Origin of the sequence: Anabaenopsis arnoldii, from assembly GCF_028331025.1 — a bacterium.
GTDB lineage: Bacteria > Cyanobacteriota > Cyanobacteriia > Cyanobacteriales > Nostocaceae > Anabaenopsis > Anabaenopsis arnoldii.
Genome location: NZ_JAQMUH010000067.1, coordinates 1 through 17308 on the forward strand (window position 1 = coordinate 1; position 17308 = coordinate 17308).

Genomic DNA, 17308 nt, shown 5'->3' on the forward strand with positions numbered 1-17308 from the left:
ATTTGTACCAACGCCACGCAGTTCTATAACTTATCCCTACCTTTTTTGCATAATCAGATAGTTTCATTCATTTAATGATCGTACATTCATAATTATATTATACTACAAATGTACATAAATGACTATAAATTCATTAAATTGTAGTCAAGACTCAAGTCTTGACTACGAGCCAAGATTATTTAGTCCCCCAGTTTTAATACTTATCAGGATACTTGCGTTTAAAGTAGTCTTCTAGAATTTCTAAAACCATCGGACCTGCAAGACTACCACCACCACCGCCAGAATGTTCAGTAAAAGCAACGATAACGATTTCCGGTTGATCTACGGGAGCGTAAGCACCAAACCAAGCGTGATTTTTTTTCACCCGATTTTGCCATGCTTCAGCTGTACCGGTTTTACCAGCGACGGGAGGGAGTGTAGGCTTGTTTAAAACTTGACCAGTACCGTGAGTAATCACCTTCCTTAATCCATCATGGAGAATTTTAATGGTTGTCGGCTTCATTTTGATAAGTTTTCGCCAGTTTGCAGCTGGTTGATTATCTTTGAGTAAATGGGGCTGGACTCGGTAACCACCATTAGCCGGAACTGCAAACATGACCGCAACTTGTAAAGGACTACTTAATAAAGCACCTTGGCCGATTGACATATTCACCGTATCCCCCACAGTCCAAGGCATATTTCGATGCTTGCGTTTCCAGTCGTCATCTGGGACTAAACCCCTGGTTTCTTCGGCAGCAAAATCAAAGCCAGTTTTTTCACCAAATCCAAATTTACGAGTCCATTCAATTAAAGTGGGTCCACCCACTGCTTGAGCAATTTGGTAAAAGAAAGTATCACTACTCCATTGCATTGCACCCACAAAACCTAAAGGGCCGAATCCGGCGTGGTTCCATTCACCAAATGTGATCCCACCAATAGTTAAAGAACCGTAGGTTTGGAGTATGGTTTTGGGAGAAAATTTCCCCGATTCCAATCCTGCGGCTGTAGTGACAATTTTGAAGGTACTGGCGGGAGGAAAAGCACTCAGAGCGCGATTCACTAAAGGATGGTTGGCACCTTGGACAGATTCCCAGTCTTTTTGCGAAAGTTTTTGTTTAGAGAAGATATTGGGGTCAAAGGTGGGGCGAGACACCATGGCTAACACCTCGCCATTGTTGGGATCAAGTGCTACAACTGCACCATTATACTTGCCTAAAGCTTTGTTTGCCGCTATTTGCAGATTTAAATCTATAGTTAAATTTAAATCACTACCCGACTTTGCTGCTTTTTCTCCCAACACTCGAACCGGACGACCAGCCCGGTCTACTTCTACTTGCTGACCGCCCCATTCACCCCGCAGAGTATTTTCGTAAACCTTTTCAGTCCCCATCTGACCAATGACATCTCCTAATCGATAGCCTAACTCCCGCTTCCGTTGTAGCTGTTCGGCAGTTAATTCTCGTGTATAGCCCAGGACATGGGCTAATTCCTGACCATGGGGGTAGTACCGAACCGCTTCCGTATGTATTTCTACGCCTTTGAGTTCCCTGTGATACTCTTTGAGGGCAGTTAGTTGGGCTTCATTCAGGTCACGAGCAATGGGAATTAGTGAAGAAGAGTTGGGTCCAGCCTCTTGTAATTTTTTTTCTATTTCTTCCTGGGGGATATTCAGAATTTTCTCTAAACGTGAACCCACAACAGACCAACCAGATTTTCTGTGGGCCATTGGCCACAAGTATACAGAACGAGGATAACGAGTACTAGCCAAAACCTTGCCATTTCGGTCAAAAATATTACCCCTTACTGGTTGTTTGGGAATGATCCGCACCCGGTTAGCTTCTGCTCTAGTTCGATGGTTTGTTCCTTCAACAATTTGCAAGTGTGCTAACCGCACACCTATTATACTTGTCATTAAGAGGGTGAATGCAATTAAAAATATGGGCTGAAAATCTCGTCCAACCGTACGTGTATTATTTTTTAGGGGTAGTCGGGATGGCTGCAATAAAGTCATAACACCCAGTTTCAATAGTCTACATTAACTGACACATTAACACTCTCCAGTCTCAAGACACCACCTCAACTATGCCGTTCTTTGACACTCCCCACGGTTATACAATAGTCGGAGAGTCAAACTATCATTTTCTATTTCTACCCGCTTTTAAGTCTCTGTCTTGGGTGTAACAACAATCAGTGCAAAGATAACATAAGTGCTATTTTTCATAGCATCTTGTCAGATAACCCAGCCCTAAAGGCATCGGGAATCTCAAATCAGCGCATTCTACCAGGGATTATGACTCAAACTCTCACCCACAATCATGATCAAATTACAAAATCTCAGCCGTTGGACGTTGAACTGCGTTATGTGTTCAAGTTTTTTAACCAGGAACCAGCAGTTAATGGGGTCGATTTGGATATTAAACGGGGAGAATTCTTAACTATTATCGGTGCTTCTGGTTGTGGTAAGACAACTATACTACGCTTGATAGCTGGGTTGGAGATGACTGATGCTGGTAAGGTGTTCATTCAGGGACACCAGATGACTAATGTCCCTGCTGCTCGCCGACCCGTAAATACTGTTTTTCAAAGCTATGCTTTGTTTCACCATATGAATGTATGGGATAATGTCGCTTTTGGATTGCGTGTTCACAAAAAAATCCCCAAATCAGAAATCGCCACCAGGGTTCAAGAGGCTTTAATGCTGGTCAAAATCGCAGATTTGCGATCGCGCTTTCCCGGTCAACTCTCTACTGCTCAACAGCAACGGGTAGCTTTAGCCAGAGCTATAGTCAATCGCCCCACTGTTTTACTGCTAGATGAACCTTTGAGAGCTTTAGACTTGAAGCTACGTCAGGAAATGCAGTTGGAACTGTGGAATTTACATAAACATTTAGGACTAACCATGATCATGGTGACACAAGATCGGCAACAGGCTATGTCTTTGAGCGATCGCATCGCCGTCATGAATCAAGGTAAAATTGAGCAAGTTGGTACTCCACAAGAAATTTACGAACATCCCCAAACCCCCTTTGTTGCTGATTTTATTGGGGATAATAATTTATTTACTGGTAAAATCATTTATGTAGATTCCTCATCAATACAAGTTGAGACCACAACGGGACTGAAAATTACGGTTGACCGCACAGAAAAAACACCAACTGAATTATCACAAACCGTAGTGGTGAGCGTCCGTCCCGAAAAAATCCAACTTTCCCTTTATCGGCCGAGTATATTAACTAACTGTTTTCCAGGACGGCTGAATCAGGTTATGTATTTAGGAACCCACCTTGGTTATGTTGTGGATTTGCTAAATGGTATCAGTATCAATATTTCCCAGCCAAATACTTTTGGCAGTTTACCAGAGCGTGACATACCTATTTATGCTTGGTGGATGAAAAGTGACTGTATAGCTTTCAGGAATTGTACTGATGTCCGTGGAGGTTTGAAGAAGTCTTAGCTAACGGTCCGTAAGAAATCTGGAATTTTGGCGGTTGCTGAGTTATGGATCATGGTTGGTAATTTTGGCTTTTATATTCAAACTCAGCAGCCCTAATGACTTTACTTACAGCTATTGTCAGGTAAATCAACCACATTTTTCAGTCTGACGCTAAGACGCAAAAGACATGAAACTTTTTGCCAGTATCTATACCGTCTCTGGCATTTTTGTGTTACTAGGAATACGTCCCTGTACAATCAACATTGAGCAAGGAGCATGATGTAGTGCATAATTACTGACACTCCCTAGCAAGAACTCACTGATGCCAGTACGACCGCGACGACCAACTATGATTAAGTCAGCAGGCAAATTACGAGCCACTTCACAAATTATCCTCCCAGCATCACCGAGATTTTGGGTAAACCCTGCTTTTACACCGGCATTAGTTGCTGTATCACTCAGCGATCGCAACCAGTCTAGTCTCTGTTTTTTTAGTTCTTCCCACTCTCGCATATAACTTTCAATAGGTGCGGTTTGCACAGATGGATATATGGTATCTGGTTGTGTAAATACAGGGCTGAGATAGGGGTCTTCTAATGGGGATAGTACGTGTAGCAACATCAGTTCCGCATCAGACGCTTTTGCTAAAAATACACCTTGTTCAAAGACATATTGACTCGTTTCTGATTGATCCACAGCTACCAAGATTTTCTGATACATACTTCACATTCCTGACTATAATTAACTTATCCTAATTGTAGTTTCTTATATCCAGTACAAAAGTTTAAAATTATTGTCATTTTTCCAGCCCCACATTATAGCTTATTTGTGGTAGTCATAGCCAAAGCAATATCCACCTGTTTGCACACAGATGCTGGGGTGGAAGAGTTATCTAACACCACATTTGCACGCGCTGCTTTTTCTTCTAGAGATAACTGGCTATTAATGCGGGTTTGGGCTTGTTGTGGAGTTAAATTATTTCTCTGCATTAGTCTTTGCAGTTGCTGTGATTCCGAACACCGCACAACCCAGATTTCTGTGACTAAATCAGTCATCTGAGCTTCAAATAACAAAGGGATAACTAACACCAATGTTGGTGATGCTGATTTGGCCATGGCTTCCTGAAAGCGATGGACCACATAAGGATGTATCAAACTTTCTACCCACTGGCGTTCATCTGACTGGGTAAAGATAATTGCACCCAGTTGTTCTCGATTCAGGCTACCATCTGGGAGTAAAATTTCTTGGCCATAACGTCCTGCGATCGCCCGGAGAATGTCCGAACCTATAGCTACAGCATCCCTAGCATAAATATCTGCATCAAAAATAGGTATATTTTTAGCCGTAGCCAAATAATTGGCAACAATGGTTTTGCCTGTAGCAATACCCCCAGTCAAGCCAATGATGCGTTTATCCATAAGTCATTTTAACTTCAAAGCCGGCAATTCAACTAAGATTAAACTATACTTGATTAAATGTTATTTATTAGTCTTTGCGGAAACCAGACAACTCAGTCAAACTCTTGAGAGATTCAGAGCCGATGATCGAAACTAGCCAACGTCGAATTGTTATTGGGGATGTGCATGGACACTACGATGGGTTGATGAAATTAATGGAGTTCATCGCCCCCACATCAGAAGATCAAGTTTATTTTCTAGGAGACTTAGTTGACCGCGGTCCGAAAAGCTCACATGTGGTTAATTTTGTCAAGGAAAATAATTATGGTTGTCTACTGGGAAATCATGAACAGATGTTTTTCAAGATTGTCACCGGTGATCACATTTCTACATCAGCAATGCAAGCATGGCTGTATGGTGGGGGTCAAGCAACTATAGCCAGTTACGAAAAAGGTAGTATTCCTAAACAACATTTGGAATGGTTGGAATCTTTACCCCTGTACCTGGATTTGGGGGACATTTGGCTCACTCATGCTGGGGTTGACCCGGAGCTACCTTTAGCCGCACAAACAGCCGAGCAGTTTTGCTGGATACGCGACCAATTTCACAGCATTGAACAGCCCTACTTTACTGATAAACTGATTATCATCGGTCATACCATCACCTTCACTTTACCAGGAGTTGCCCCTGGTCAACTGGCACAAGGTCAGGGATGGCTCAATATAGATACTGGTGCTTATCATCCCCGGAGTGGCTGGTTGACTGGATTAGACACTACAAATAACATAATTTATCAAGTCAACATTTTTAATAATTCTCTGCGCAGCCTACCCTTAGCAGAAGGGGTGGTCATGGTTGAACCTGCTAAAATAGCCACTCGCCGCCATAAGCAGCGAGCCTAGTTGATCATTGACATTTTTACTAAAGTATGCTGCGGATTTGGGCGCGATAAGCAGCATGATTTAATCCGTCACCCTGATTGCTAGGTTGGGCATTAATAGAACTTTGGAGGGCATTAATGCGATCGCCTGTACCGGGATGAGTACTTAAAAATGTCGGTACAGACCCGCCACTTTGCATCAGCTTTTCCATAAAGGAAACCATCGCCGAGGGGGCATAACCAGCCGCTGTCAGAGCTTGTAAACCTCGGTTATCGGCATCAAATTCATCTTGACGACTGCGGGGACGCTTGAGTGCCAGTTCTATACCAATTCCCACTGCGGTATTACGATCTAAACCTGCGGCTGAAACTAGACCACTAGCGATGGTGCTTTGGCGCATCTGTTTGACTAAGTGCCTACCGCCAATGTGACCAATTTCATGAGCAATTACACTGGCTAATTGCCCTTCATTATCTGCGGCTTTGATTAAACCTGTATGGATATATACAAACCCACCCAAAGTAGCAAAGGCATTGATGGTGTTATCCTCAACTACTTGAAAGGTGAAGGGAAGCTGAGGGCGATCGCTATTAGCTACCAAACGCCGGCCAATTTGTTCCACATATTGATTAATTTGAGAATTGCGGCTAAAGCGAATATTACTACTGCGTAACTGCTGATTCATCTGCCGACCCAGATCCACTTCCTGAGCATCAGACATATTAGATATCTGAATTACCTGTATTCCCCGGAACAGAAGAGAGCGGATATCAAACGCCCTTCCCGGCAGGGGTGTACTTAGGCACACACTCAGGGCAACAACCACGGCAATCAAGGGATAAAACCAGCGACGCAGCCACCCATGGTGAGCAAAAAAAGCTTGACAATTCATGATCATTAACTGTAATGCAATAAATAACAGGACGAACTTATCCCTCTATAAGTTGCACCTGAGCCTATAAACAAAGCTAGGGTTAGTAGCTAGTATAATTCTCAGTATTCTCCTCATAAATGATCTCATAGGAAAAGTTCTGATGACTATTTTAGATTCCAAAGGAAGATTGTTTGGTAAAATCAACTTACTTGATTTAGGGGCTGCACTAGTAATAATACTAGTCATAGTTGGTATATTTATTTTTCCTGGAACCACGGGTTCTGTTGCCCAAATCGGTACCAAAACCGTACCCATTGAAGTTGACTTAGCCGTTCGCGGTTTAAATGTACGCGACCCTCAACGTTTATTTGAGGCCGGATTCACCAAAGGGGGTAAAACTAACGTTATTATTCGGAATCAACCCTACGGTCAGATTAGCATCAAATCCGTGCAACTACTACCGCGAACCGTGACAGTTTCCCAACCAGATGGATCTGTGAAAGAATTACCAGATCCTAGAACTAATAACTTTAGTACAGATATGCTTTTAACCCTAGAAGGTAAAGCCCAAATTACTGATACTGGGCCAGTATTAGGTAATAGCAAAGTTAAAATAGGTACAACCTTTGAATTAGAAGGTTTTAACTATAACTTTAATTCTACAGTGATCGATGTCAGAGTCAAAGATTAATGGGAACATCTCCCGCTTTAGCGGGAGATAATACAGCACATTTCATCTGAGTAGGTACAAAAGCGGACAAGATGCCCACCCCACAAAAGTTGTATCATTCAATCTGTACTTCAGATTCGGTGCTAGGTGCTGTAGGAACTAATTCAACAAAGTGAAAAACCGCCGAATTAATCCAATAGTCACCGCGGGTACTTCTAACTGGGGCGTTAATCCCACATTTTCTAAGGGCTGAAATACTCTGATAGCTTGGGGATTCTTATGCGCCAGACGACGACCAATTTCAGGTCCGGTGAATTGGGATTTTTGCCCCCAAATAATCCCAGTAGGAGTCGTCAACTGTTGAATATAAAGGGACAAATCAAAACATAAGTCACCACGGACAAAAGACAAGGCTGCATATTCAGCATTTGGTTGTTGGGCAGATTCCAGATAAGCCTCGACAATTTCCTCGTAAATGCGATGAGACTGGGCAAATTGCCTTTGTTCTAAAAAGTTGCGAATACCCGCACTTGTAGCAATTCCAGTGCTATAAAGTAAGCGATCAATCATGGGAACACTAACTACCTGGGCAAAAATACTGCGAGAGTAGTCTTGACCAAAATCTGAGAGTCCCGCCGGTGTCACTAGAATTAAAGACCGAAATAAATCGGGATGGGCGATCGCCACTCGAATTGTGAAAGCCGCAGTCAGGGAAGAAGCGATCACCCTCACAGGTCCTGTACAAGTTTGCTGTAAAAACTCCCGAATCGTCGTCAGATAATCATCAATCATATAGTTTCGGGCTGGATGCTCAGACCTACCCCAACCGATTAAATCCGGTGCTAGAATGCGATACTCAGCCGCAAAAGCCGGATAAACCTTTGACCACTCATAAGCAGAAGAACCACCACCAAAGCCATGTAAGAAAACTAAAGTTTCCTGCTCATCTGTTGCAGTTCCATTCTGCCAAGGTGAGCTAGTGGCAGTATAATAAACCATCTTACCCAGTGAGGTCATTATGGAGCGTTGCTCAAATCCCTGTGGTTGAAACATAAGTATTGATTAGAGTTATGTAATAATCGGATCGCTGGCCTATTGAACCGAGACAGACTACAATTTTAATGATCACTCAGCCAGTAAATTTAAACCTCTGGCCACCGTCATAAATGATTTTTATGCGTCCTGTGCTATTTTTTTGATAGCCGTCTTAATATTAGACAATTTTTTATACACTAGATCAAGACTATGGCAAAGGCTTCATTTTTTATTAAAGTAATTACACAGATACTGCAATGCTTACCTGGAGAGTTGAAAACAAGCAGCTACAAGCAACTAAGTTTCCAGGTATTTTCCGGTCCGGGGGGTATTCTGGGCTTTCTGACAATTGTTCTGGCCATGCTGTTGTGGAACTGGAAACTGCTCTTAGCCCTTGTAGTTGGGGTTGGGGTAATGTTATTAGTTTACTCAATGCAGAAATGGGACTGGCAATTACACTTATCCCAGCTGTGGCGGTCATTAAATAGTCCCAATTCTCGTTTTGCCTTAGCGGTAGGTAGTGGAGGTATTGCCACTTTTAGCACATACATGGCCGCTGCTATCTGGGTTGAATCTAAAAGTTCTTGGATTGCGACCGGTGCCATTGTCCAAGGTTTAGCAACCTTATTAACTTTAGTTTTACTGATGTGGCAAATCCTCAGTTTCCATGGAACACAACAGCAAAACAACCTTGATCAGTTGTTAGTTAATTTAACAGTAGAAGACCCATTGCAGCGTTTAATTACCATACGGCAAATAACTAAAATTATCGCTCATCACGGAATTGATCGCAAGGTACAGCAAGAAGTCATTCAGTGCTTACAGCTATTACTCAGTCAGGAGCAAGAAACAGTGATCAAAGATGCGGTTTTAGATAGTTTACAGGCTTTAGATGGTTTACAAGCTCTAGCATCCAGTCCAGTGAAACCTTTGCGCCCTCTATCTAGCAAGTCTCAGGTTACCGTTTCTTCCTCTGGAAAATTAGCTTAATCCTATATTCCACCCCTTGCAGTTACTCGATAAATCAAAGCTTTCACGGCAAATTCCGGCAAAGCCAACATCCGCCGCCAACGCCAAGGTTCTTGATATAGGCGATATAGCCATTCTAAGTTATTATTTGCCAACCAAGCAGGAGCGCGAGTTTTACCCCCCGACCAAATATCGAAGCTACCACCAACACCAATCCAAATTGCTTGGGGACACAAATCACGATTTTGGGCAATCCATAACTCTTGACGTGGGACTCCCAAACCTACAAAAATTACTTGTGGCTGCAATTGTCTGAGGGTTTGTTTTAATTGCTGTTCTTCTTCTAAGGTATGGTAGCCAGAATGAGTACCTACTACGTTTAAGCTGGGGATTTTTAGCTGCCAAAATTCCTTGGCTTTGACAACTACTTGGGGAGCGCCACCATAGAAAAAAATTTTTGTATCTGGTTGCTGTTGTCCCAGTTCTTGCAGCAGGTTTTCTGCTAGTTCAATCCCCGGAAAACGTTGCACTTTTTGCCACAAAAGCCACCGCAAATACAGCACTACCCCCGCACCATCTGGAATTACTAGGTCGGCATTTTTAATCGCTTGGGCCAGGGTCTGATTCTTTCGTGCCTGCATAGTCATTTCTGCATTCAGGGTCACCACATGAGCACCTCTACTTTGTCGTATGGATTCCAGCAGCCAGCCCGGATAATTGCTCACAATATGAACTGGTATTCCCAGTACCGAAAACTCTTGAGGCGGTTTCAACATAGCCTAATTTTCAATAGGAATTACAGGGGATGATTTCGACCGTTAGTCTATCAAATTTTTTTTCATTGAGCAAAAAAAATAATTATCTTCTGAACACCATAAGAATATCAAAATTATTTACTCAAAAGAGTTTCACATTACTATCTATTTTCAAGTTAAATTAATATATTATGCTGCCTAAGACTATGAATAAAATTCGGATTGCTATCATTGAAGATCATCAACTGACTCGTCTGGGGATTAGGAGACTTTTAGAACAAAGGGCGGAAATTGAAGTTGTAGGAGAAGCTGCAAATGCGGTGACAGGTCTGGAAATGTTAAAAAAGGTACAACCAGATATTGCAATTATCGATATTGGTTTACCAGACAAGGATGGTATTCAACTGACACGAGAGTTGAAAGCGCTCTCTCCTGCAAAATATTCACCTACAAAAGTGTTAATTCTCACCCTTCATGAGCATCAAGAATCTGTACTGGCTGCTTTTGCTGCGGGTGCTGACTCTTACTGTATGAAGAATATTACTTTTGATACTTTACTGGTAGCGCTACGGAACACTTATCAGGGCAATTGTTGGATTGATCCGGCGATCGCCAGGATTGTCTTACGAGCAGCACAAGCAAATACCCAATTACTCACAGATGCGCAGAATATTTTTTCTCCTGCAGATTCTCAGGTTCAGAAGAACAATACCCCAGCTTATAACCTGTCAACCAGGGAAGTACAAGTATTACGCTTAATGGTTGAGGGTTGTACTAATCCTATCATTGCACAACGACTCTATATTAGCATTGGGACGGTGAAAAGTCATATCAGAAGTATTTTGAGTAAGCTAGGTGCTGATGACCGCACCCAAGCCGCAGTAAGTGCTTTGCGCCATGGATTGCTGGGTTAACAGTTTCTGCTCATGAAGAAGAAGCTAGGTAATCGGGTGGGTTTTGTGACTATTTCCCGTCCGTCATCATGCACTATATATAAATAAATATTAAGTTAGTTAATAATTTTTGCTAATTTTATTTGATTTATTACTACCAATTCCTAAATACTGAATACAGTAGCAAGCCTAAACCTTATGGCATAGCCCTACAACCCCCAGGATTGTCAAGCCGGTAGAAAATCACCACTAGTAAACCAAGTTATGACGAAATCTATGGCAGCTTTATTTTGTTTGTCCCCACGGTATCGCCTTGATGATGAATCGCCTTGGCTACAAGGTATAGACCCTAGTCGTCATTATTGGCTGTCAGTGAATGGGGACAAGAATGTAACAATAGCTATACCTGGGTTGGTAGTTTCTTCAATAAGTGAGTTGAAGCCGACTATCCATCAGTTTCGCTGTTTACAGCCAGGGGAACAGATGACAGTAAATAGAATTGCCAGTGCTTCGACAATTCACTGTGTCAGTCCTAACTGTTATGCTGTGGAAGGTGAAATTAATGGCGCTCCTATTTGGCATCTGTTTGATCACGAAACTTTAGATAGTTTATTGATGACGGCACACCCAGATTGGCAATGTGCGCCGTCAGATATTGATTTGGGTCGGAGATTGTTACTGCGCTCCTTGGCACAAACCGCCGCTACGAAAAAATAGGCTCTGGGGACGGATACATCACGCCATCATCGGCGAATAGGTCTGCGGTTGTGTCAAATTACCCGGCGTTGAGAGTGGCAAAATAACCCAGTATAGTGGGTTCAGTGATGCCATCAAGAAATTCCGATTTTCTGGTAAGGGCGACCTTACATTCACCTGCTGCCATATTCTACCTTAAATCAGCAAATATTATCAGGTAAAATTATTCTGCGAAGGGGTCAACGCCCATCTCAGCTACTACCTTGCGCAAAACAGATATTTGCTGACCAAAATCTAATACCTTGATTGCTTCAAGTACCTGTAAACCATCACGGGATAATTGATAACCAACTGGCATGGGTACAACCAAGTGTTTTACCATTAATTCTGATAATTCGTACCAAAAAGCCAACTTTGTATTATTGCTGAGGATACCGTAGGAGCGGCAAATGGGGGTATTTTTATGAGCAACTAAGTCACGCATGACATCTAACTGCTCTGCATAGGACATCTGCTTGATTTGACTTAGCAGACCCTCAGCTAACTGTAAACGGGCTACACCAGTGGCTGCAGGTGTAATGGAACGTCCCATTTCTGTATAAACATACCATAGCACTGCTAGCTGGTCATCTGCGGTCAGACTTTGGAATACAGCCGTGGTGGAGTTAACAGCATCAGCGGACTGATTACTCTGATTTAAAGCATTAGATAAACTGGTTGAAGCTGAATCAGAAGTGAATGTCATGATATTACCACAGTTGGTTAATGGAAGTACACAGGTGGCAAGCTGGAGGCTTAAAATACACCTTAATTGACATCTTGCACGATTTCTTAACAAAAATCAAATAATTTTTACATATAGGTATATTAAGAAATGTTGAACAAAGGAAAATGGATCAATATTCTGTAACTAGCAGCAGTGTAGTGAAAGCTAAAGCCAGAGAGTTGGGATTTCACAAGGTGGGGATTACTGCTGTCAATGGGGTAGATGATACAAACGTCCAGAGGTTACAAACATGGGTAAATCTGGGTTATCACGCCGATATGGAATGGATGAATAACCCCAAGCGTCAAGATATTACCTTAGTTATGCCAGAAGTGCGATCGCTTGTATGTGTCGCTCTCAACTACTACACACCAGATCAACGTCCTGGAGGTGAAGAATATGCTAAAATATCTCGTTATGGCTGGGGTAGAGACTATCACCGGGTGATGCATAAAAAGCTCAAAGCTTTGACTACTTGGTTGCAATCACTAGACACAACTATTCAAGCCAGATATTATGCAGATACAGGACCTGTACAAGATAAACTCTGGGCGCAACGAGCGGGGATCGGTTGGATTGGTAAAAATGGTAATGTCATCACTAGGGAATATGGATCTTGGGTATTTTTAGGGGAGATATTGACCAATCTAGAACTAGAGAGCGATCGCCCACACACAGAACACTGTGGTAGCTGTACTCGTTGCTTAGAAGCCTGTCCCACAGGTGCAATTACCCAACCCTTTGTAGTGGATGCCAATCGGTGCATAGCCTATCATACCATTGAAAATCGCTCTGAAACCTTACCAGAAACCATATCAGCCAATTTACAGGGCTGGGTTGCGGGTTGCGATATTTGCCAAGATGTGTGTCCGTGGAATCAGCGGTTTGCGCAAACGACAGATGTAGCTGATTTTCAGCCTTATCCTGGGAATGTTGCCCCCCTTCTGGTAGAATTAGCCAATATATCCCACCAAGAGTGGGAAAAACGCTTTCCTGCTTCAGCCTTGCGGCGAATTAAGCCAGAAATGTTCAGGAGAAATGCTCGTGCTAATCTTGATGCATCCCCACCTAAAGAATGACCCACAAAGTAATTATTTTTGATTTTGATGGTACGATTGCGGATACAGTAGATGCTCTGGTGACTATTGCCAATCGTTTAGCTGGAGAGTTTGGTTATATCCAAATTACTCCAGAGGATTTAGCCCTGCTGAGAAATTTTACCTCTAGGGAAATTATTAAATACTCTGGTGTCTCTATGTTGAAAATTCCCTTCCTTCTCAAAAAAGTTAAGGGGGAATTAAAAGCAAAAATCCCCGAATTAAAACCTATACCGGGTATTTCTGAAGTTCTATTAGCACTGCATAGTCAAGGTTATAGACTGGGAATCATTACATCTAATTCCCCAGAAAACGTCACAGCATTTCTGAGCAACAACCAATTAAATCACTTGTTTGAATTTATTTATTCAGGGGTGACAATCTTTGGCAAGACAACTATAATTAATAATGTATTAAAACAGAAACAACTCAACCCTACAACAGTAATTTATGTGGGGGACGAAACCAGGGATATAGAAGCTTCAAAAAAAGCCAATATTAAAGTTATTGCGGTGACTTGGGGTTTTAATTCTCCAGAAGCTTTAGCTAAACAAGAACCATATATTTTAATTAACCATCCCCAGGAACTGCTAGAAGTTATCGGAGTTCTAGACTGTTGTTAGAGGATGTTTGGAAAGTATTAAACAGGTAATTTTTATCTTAGGGAACAGGGAATAGGGAATAGGGAACAGGAAACACCAAAGGATTGGGAAGGATTGGGAAGGATTGGGGAACACACCGACTACGGTATGTATGGCTAACGCCACGCTACCGCTATCGACTTCGCTCACCGACCACACAAAAAACAATAAAATCCAGTCCCCTCCCCTTACAAGGCTATCCATTACCCACATCTTTCTTAACAATCTTGAAACATTTATGTGGCAAAGGTTTCAACGCTTGAAAATTTACCTACTCTTGACAAAATGTACCTTATTCTTCTTGATAAAACCCTTATTTTATTGAGAATCATCAACGGAGGATTAAGGTTTGGGGGTTTGGGAGCGATTGCTCTCACGAATGTTAAGAAAGATCCGGGTAATGGATAGCCTTACAAGGGGAGGGTTAGGGAGGGGTCAAACAATAGTTGATACACTAATCATGACTTTCCAAACATCCTCTAAGCAGTCAGTCACCGCTTCGCTAAAACTGGCTTACCATAAATCGCAGAGCAAGGTAAATCATTATTCTAGTTTACTTTTGATTTCTGTACGGTAAGAGAGGAGTATCGGAGAACCAGCACACCCTATTACTAGCAACATTAATAACATCCAACCAAAGTAGTCTTCATTTTGAGGTTTAATAAAACTATGAATACCTTCGTAAGATGTCCATCCATCAATTAGTATGCATACTGCTAATGCTGCTATCAAAGCAGTTTTTTTTATACTTTGACCTTCTAGATCAAATATAATTCTTGTGCAGTAAATTACACAAAATATAAAAGCAGACAAAAATATAGAAGCAAGTATTTTGATTAGTGGGTTAGATGCGACTCCAGAAAACATACCAAAGATTGTGGTAAGTATATCTAGTAATGTGAAAGCACTCATTACAATTAGCACAGGCGACCAAATACTTAAAGGTTGCTTTTGATTGAAGTTGTCCATATATCTTGCCTTATTTATTAAAGAAAATGGTGTAGACTGTCCAAAATATTATCATTAAGGAAATAATATCACTTTCTAAAATAACTGTATTTGTGACAGTAATTAAAGTGTCCACTGTATTGGCATCACCATCTATACCTAGGGGCGGACAAGTCCTTGGTTGATGACATCCAAGGATGTTAAAACAGCTAGGGAATGCTATTTCTGTGGCACTCAACTAACAGATAATCAACTCCTAAATCCCAATCAATATCACCTTCACGGGGAGGGTAAACAATAGCAGGACGGCGGCCTTGTTTTAATTCGGGTTCATAGCCTTCTTTAATAAATCAGTAGCGTGACGGTTCATTAAAAGGGAAATTTAGAATGGGTTCATTTACTTCGTAGGAAATGACATTTTTAGAAACTTAAATTAAGAATACTTTCCTGGAGTGGATTATTTGACATAACATTTTTTACCGCTAAATATTCGGTAATTAAGGAAAAAATTACTTTATCATCATTGATGTCAAGTAAACTTATATTCCCTGAAACTAATCTTGATAGAGTATGTCTATAAAACTCTAGTTCTTCATGCAAAGAATAATCAATATCTTTGCCCCTAATCAACATAAATTGAATAATTTCTTCCTTCTTACCAAATCTATCAAATAAAATATTTGGACTTAGGATAGAATTTTCTGCTACTTTCTTTTTAGTATCCTTGCCTGTTATTATATCTAGCAATTGTTGTCTTACACGATTAAAATCATTACCTAAGTCAAAATAAACAACAGGATACAGTTTAAAGTAAGGCTTTGAGCAAAAGTAATTCACTACATAACTAGCATTATCTTTAATACTTACTTTAAGTTGTAATCCTGCGTGTCTTTGTTTGTTTAATTTAATCCCTTCGATACTTAATAGTTCTTTGGCATCATCAAATCCGTTAATCCAACAGATATCACGATCACTTTGTGGATGGTATAAATGCCCATAATCTTGAGCAGTTTTTGCAAAACCAGTTCCTATTGCTTTATATTCATCAGGGTTATCCATAAAAGGTTCATAAAATATTTTCTTCAATACATTCATAAAAGAAAAAGAATTAGATTCTTGTTTTAAAACTCTAGCAATATTAGCCCAACGTCTATTAGAACTAGGACTTTCATTACAAGCACGCACAACTATCCCCTCTGCGATATAACCTAATAATTTACCAATAAAGCTATTTGGATGGTTATAGGAGCTAATAAAAGGGGTAAATTTAAAAGTCCCAGTGGCTGGATTTATGACAACTGCACCTAAATCTAACAACAAACCAACTAACTCTTTTGTTCTTTTATAATAAGGGGTATCATCTATTAGTTTTGTATCTAAATAATTGTTAGTAACATAAGAACTTGGCAAAACAAGAACCGAATCAGACATTTTATTTAACCTCTTTCAACTGTTTAGTAACTAACAACTCATTCCCCCGTTCATCAGTCTAACAATGCTTTATGATTAATCTTGTCAAAGCATTTGGAAATATCAGCATCTAATACAAATTTTGGTTTGTTTCTTAAAGCTTCAGATATTGCCTCAATGGCATCATGGCTGAGAGGGTGTTTGAAAAGTCCGTCAGGTTGTGAAAAAGCTCTCTGGGTATACGCTGTGAATAGATAATAAACAGCACCGAGAGAGCAACATGAGTAAAGCATACCCCAGCAATCTGACCCGTGTACAATATAAATTTCTCAGTGAGATGATTGATTCCACAACCCAAACCGGGTGGTCACAAGCGTGAAGTCGATATGTGGTCGGTTTTGAACGCGATATTCTATGTCCTGCTAGAAGGAGTGAGATGGCGATCGCTACCTGGAGACTTTCCTCCTTGGCAAACAGTGTACACATATTTCAGAAATGATGCGTATAAACAGAGAAGGTTACTAATTATGCGTATTGTAGGTTATTTGTGGATCACAAAAATACTAAAAATCTTGGATTAGTTCAAATTTTTTGATCAATGTTTTCTATGTTCAAATTTCCCATACGCTATTTAGATAATCTTGTCATCTGTCTAAAGATAGATTTTTAAGAACATAAATTTTTTACTACTGCTCAACCATGGGGATGATTCAAGTAACTAACAGCTACTTCAATGCACTAGTTGACTGTTACCGAGATTCAATCAAAATAACTCAGGACTTACGCAAAAGACAACGAAAATAGGGGTAATTCACGAATCACCCGTACATCAGAACTAGGTTTTTAGTCCAATCTCGTGTAAGT

Annotated in this window: 16 protein-coding genes and 2 pseudogenes; 9 read left to right on the plus strand and 9 right to left on the minus strand. The window is 41.0% G+C overall.

Annotated elements, in window-relative coordinates:
- Positions 1 to 193: 193 nt before the first annotated feature.
- The gene (gene mrdA / locus PN457_RS05195; protein WP_271731778.1) at positions 194 to 1990 is read right to left on the minus strand and encodes a penicillin-binding protein 2; all 1797 of its coding nucleotides are present in this window, start codon (positions 1988 to 1990) and stop codon (positions 194 to 196) included.
- Between the two features lie 279 nt (positions 1991 to 2269).
- Here mrdA and PN457_RS05200 point away from each other — a divergent pair, with 279 nt between their 5' ends.
- Positions 2270 to 3433 carry an ABC transporter ATP-binding protein gene (locus PN457_RS05200; RefSeq protein WP_271731780.1) on the plus strand — a complete coding sequence of 388 codons (1164 nt, stop codon included), beginning with the start codon at positions 2270 to 2272 and terminating at the stop codon, positions 3431 to 3433.
- A 186-nt stretch (positions 3434 to 3619) separates the two neighbouring features.
- On the opposite strand, the gene PN457_RS05205 is transcribed toward PN457_RS05200, so the two are convergent.
- Both PN457_RS05205 and coaE read right to left on the minus strand, forming a co-directional pair.
- Positions 3620 to 4132 (minus strand): universal stress protein, encoded by a 513-nt coding sequence (locus tag PN457_RS05205; protein WP_271731781.1) that lies wholly within the window; start codon positions 4130 to 4132, stop codon positions 3620 to 3622.
- Between the two features lie 95 nt (positions 4133 to 4227).
- Positions 4228 to 4830: a dephospho-CoA kinase gene (gene coaE, locus PN457_RS05210; protein WP_271731782.1), complete on the minus strand. Its 603-nt coding sequence runs from the start codon at positions 4828 to 4830 to the stop codon at positions 4228 to 4230.
- Positions 4831 to 4952: 122 nt separating this feature from the next.
- Between coaE and PN457_RS05215 the strand changes: the two genes are divergently transcribed.
- The gene (locus PN457_RS05215) at positions 4953 to 5711 is read left to right on the plus strand and encodes a metallophosphoesterase family protein (RefSeq protein ID WP_271731783.1); all 759 of its coding nucleotides are present in this window, start codon (positions 4953 to 4955) and stop codon (positions 5709 to 5711) included.
- 19 nt (positions 5712 to 5730) lie between these two features.
- Here the strand turns inward: PN457_RS05215 and PN457_RS05220 are convergent, their stop codons facing one another.
- Positions 5731 to 6582 (minus strand): M48 family metallopeptidase, encoded by an 852-nt coding sequence (locus PN457_RS05220; RefSeq protein WP_271731784.1) that lies wholly within the window; start codon positions 6580 to 6582, stop codon positions 5731 to 5733.
- A gap of 142 nt (positions 6583 to 6724) precedes the next feature.
- Between PN457_RS05220 and PN457_RS05225 the strand changes: the two genes are divergently transcribed.
- Entirely contained in the window at positions 6725 to 7255 is a 531-nt protein-coding gene (locus PN457_RS05225; RefSeq protein WP_271731785.1) for a DUF4330 domain-containing protein, read from the plus strand.
- A gap of 138 nt (positions 7256 to 7393) precedes the next feature.
- Here PN457_RS05225 and PN457_RS05230 read toward each other — a convergent pair whose 3' ends face one another.
- Positions 7394 to 8287, minus strand: a complete 894-nt coding sequence (locus tag PN457_RS05230; protein WP_271731787.1) for an alpha/beta fold hydrolase — start codon at positions 8285 to 8287, stop codon at positions 7394 to 7396.
- Between the two features lie 192 nt (positions 8288 to 8479).
- On the opposite strand from PN457_RS05230, the gene PN457_RS05235 reads away from it, so the two are divergent.
- The gene (locus PN457_RS05235) at positions 8480 to 9259 is read left to right on the plus strand and encodes an armadillo-type fold-containing protein (RefSeq protein WP_271731788.1); all 780 of its coding nucleotides are present in this window, start codon (positions 8480 to 8482) and stop codon (positions 9257 to 9259) included.
- Positions 9260 to 9261: 2 nt separating this feature from the next.
- Here PN457_RS05235 and PN457_RS05240 read toward each other — a convergent pair whose 3' ends face one another.
- Positions 9262 to 10014 (minus strand): WecB/TagA/CpsF family glycosyltransferase, encoded by a 753-nt coding sequence (locus tag PN457_RS05240; protein WP_271731789.1) that lies wholly within the window; start codon positions 10012 to 10014, stop codon positions 9262 to 9264.
- Between the two features lie 185 nt (positions 10015 to 10199).
- On the opposite strand from PN457_RS05240, the gene PN457_RS05245 reads away from it, so the two are divergent.
- Positions 10200 to 10907, plus strand: coding sequence for a response regulator (locus tag PN457_RS05245; RefSeq protein ID WP_271731790.1), 708 nt, complete (start codon positions 10200 to 10202; stop codon positions 10905 to 10907).
- A gap of 255 nt (positions 10908 to 11162) precedes the next feature.
- On the plus strand, positions 11163 to 11603 hold the full coding sequence (locus PN457_RS05250) for a hypothetical protein (protein ID WP_271731809.1): 441 nt from the start codon (positions 11163 to 11165) through the stop codon (positions 11601 to 11603).
- Between the two features lie 202 nt (positions 11604 to 11805).
- Here PN457_RS05250 and PN457_RS05255 read toward each other — a convergent pair whose 3' ends face one another.
- On the minus strand, positions 11806 to 12327 hold the full coding sequence (locus tag PN457_RS05255; RefSeq protein ID WP_271731791.1) for an orange carotenoid protein N-terminal domain-containing protein: 522 nt from the start codon (positions 12325 to 12327) through the stop codon (positions 11806 to 11808).
- 146 nt (positions 12328 to 12473) lie between these two features.
- On the opposite strand from PN457_RS05255, the pseudogene queG reads away from it, so the two are divergent.
- A pseudogene (gene queG, locus PN457_RS05260) lies at positions 12474 to 13449 on the plus strand (tRNA epoxyqueuosine(34) reductase QueG).
- The gene (locus PN457_RS05265) at positions 13424 to 14068 is read left to right on the plus strand and encodes an HAD-IA family hydrolase (RefSeq protein ID WP_271731792.1); all 645 of its coding nucleotides are present in this window, start codon (positions 13424 to 13426) and stop codon (positions 14066 to 14068) included. The pseudogene queG and the gene PN457_RS05265 overlap by 26 nt, the downstream one beginning before the upstream one ends.
- A gap of 561 nt (positions 14069 to 14629) precedes the next feature.
- Here the strand turns inward: PN457_RS05265 and PN457_RS05270 are convergent.
- Together PN457_RS05270 and PN457_RS05275 are read right to left on the minus strand one after the other, a co-directional pair.
- Positions 14630 to 15055, minus strand: a complete 426-nt coding sequence (locus PN457_RS05270; protein ID WP_271731793.1) for a hypothetical protein — start codon at positions 15053 to 15055, stop codon at positions 14630 to 14632.
- A gap of 399 nt (positions 15056 to 15454) precedes the next feature.
- Positions 15455 to 16465: a hypothetical protein gene (locus PN457_RS05275; RefSeq protein WP_271731794.1), complete on the minus strand. Its 1011-nt coding sequence runs from the start codon at positions 16463 to 16465 to the stop codon at positions 15455 to 15457.
- 259 nt (positions 16466 to 16724) lie between these two features.
- Here PN457_RS05275 and PN457_RS18395 point away from each other — a divergent pair.
- Positions 16725 to 16941, plus strand: a pseudogene (locus tag PN457_RS18395) (transposase); the annotation flags it as partial.
- Positions 16942 to 17308 lie beyond the last annotated feature (367 nt).

What these genes read in the sequence shown, in the direction of transcription:
- mrdA (WP_271731778.1), bottom strand. Translation starts at nt 1,990, where the DNA reads ATGACTTTATTGCAGCCATCCCGACTACCCCTAAAAAATAATACACGT.
- PN457_RS05200 (WP_271731780.1), top strand. Translation starts at nt 2,270, where the DNA reads ATGACTCAAACTCTCACCCACAATCATGATCAAATTACAAAATCTCAG.
- PN457_RS05205 (WP_271731781.1), bottom strand. Translation starts at nt 4,132, where the DNA reads ATGTATCAGAAAATCTTGGTAGCTGTGGATCAATCAGAAACGAGTCAA.
- coaE (WP_271731782.1), bottom strand. Translation starts at nt 4,830, where the DNA reads ATGGATAAACGCATCATTGGCTTGACTGGGGGTATTGCTACAGGCAAA.
- PN457_RS05215 (WP_271731783.1), top strand. Translation starts at nt 4,953, where the DNA reads ATGATCGAAACTAGCCAACGTCGAATTGTTATTGGGGATGTGCATGGA.
- PN457_RS05220 (WP_271731784.1), bottom strand. Translation starts at nt 6,582, where the DNA reads ATGAATTGTCAAGCTTTTTTTGCTCACCATGGGTGGCTGCGTCGCTGG.
- PN457_RS05225 (WP_271731785.1), top strand. Translation starts at nt 6,725, where the DNA reads ATGACTATTTTAGATTCCAAAGGAAGATTGTTTGGTAAAATCAACTTA.
- PN457_RS05230 (WP_271731787.1), bottom strand. Translation starts at nt 8,287, where the DNA reads ATGTTTCAACCACAGGGATTTGAGCAACGCTCCATAATGACCTCACTG.
- PN457_RS05235 (WP_271731788.1), top strand. Translation starts at nt 8,480, where the DNA reads ATGGCAAAGGCTTCATTTTTTATTAAAGTAATTACACAGATACTGCAA.
- PN457_RS05240 (WP_271731789.1), bottom strand. Translation starts at nt 10,014, where the DNA reads ATGTTGAAACCGCCTCAAGAGTTTTCGGTACTGGGAATACCAGTTCAT.
- PN457_RS05245 (WP_271731790.1), top strand. Translation starts at nt 10,200, where the DNA reads ATGAATAAAATTCGGATTGCTATCATTGAAGATCATCAACTGACTCGT.
- PN457_RS05250 (WP_271731809.1), top strand. Translation starts at nt 11,163, where the DNA reads ATGGCAGCTTTATTTTGTTTGTCCCCACGGTATCGCCTTGATGATGAA.
- PN457_RS05255 (WP_271731791.1), bottom strand. Translation starts at nt 12,327, where the DNA reads ATGACATTCACTTCTGATTCAGCTTCAACCAGTTTATCTAATGCTTTA.
- PN457_RS05265 (WP_271731792.1), top strand. Translation starts at nt 13,424, where the DNA reads ATGACCCACAAAGTAATTATTTTTGATTTTGATGGTACGATTGCGGAT.
- PN457_RS05270 (WP_271731793.1), bottom strand. Translation starts at nt 15,055, where the DNA reads ATGGACAACTTCAATCAAAAGCAACCTTTAAGTATTTGGTCGCCTGTG.
- PN457_RS05275 (WP_271731794.1), bottom strand. Translation starts at nt 16,465, where the DNA reads ATGTCTGATTCGGTTCTTGTTTTGCCAAGTTCTTATGTTACTAACAAT.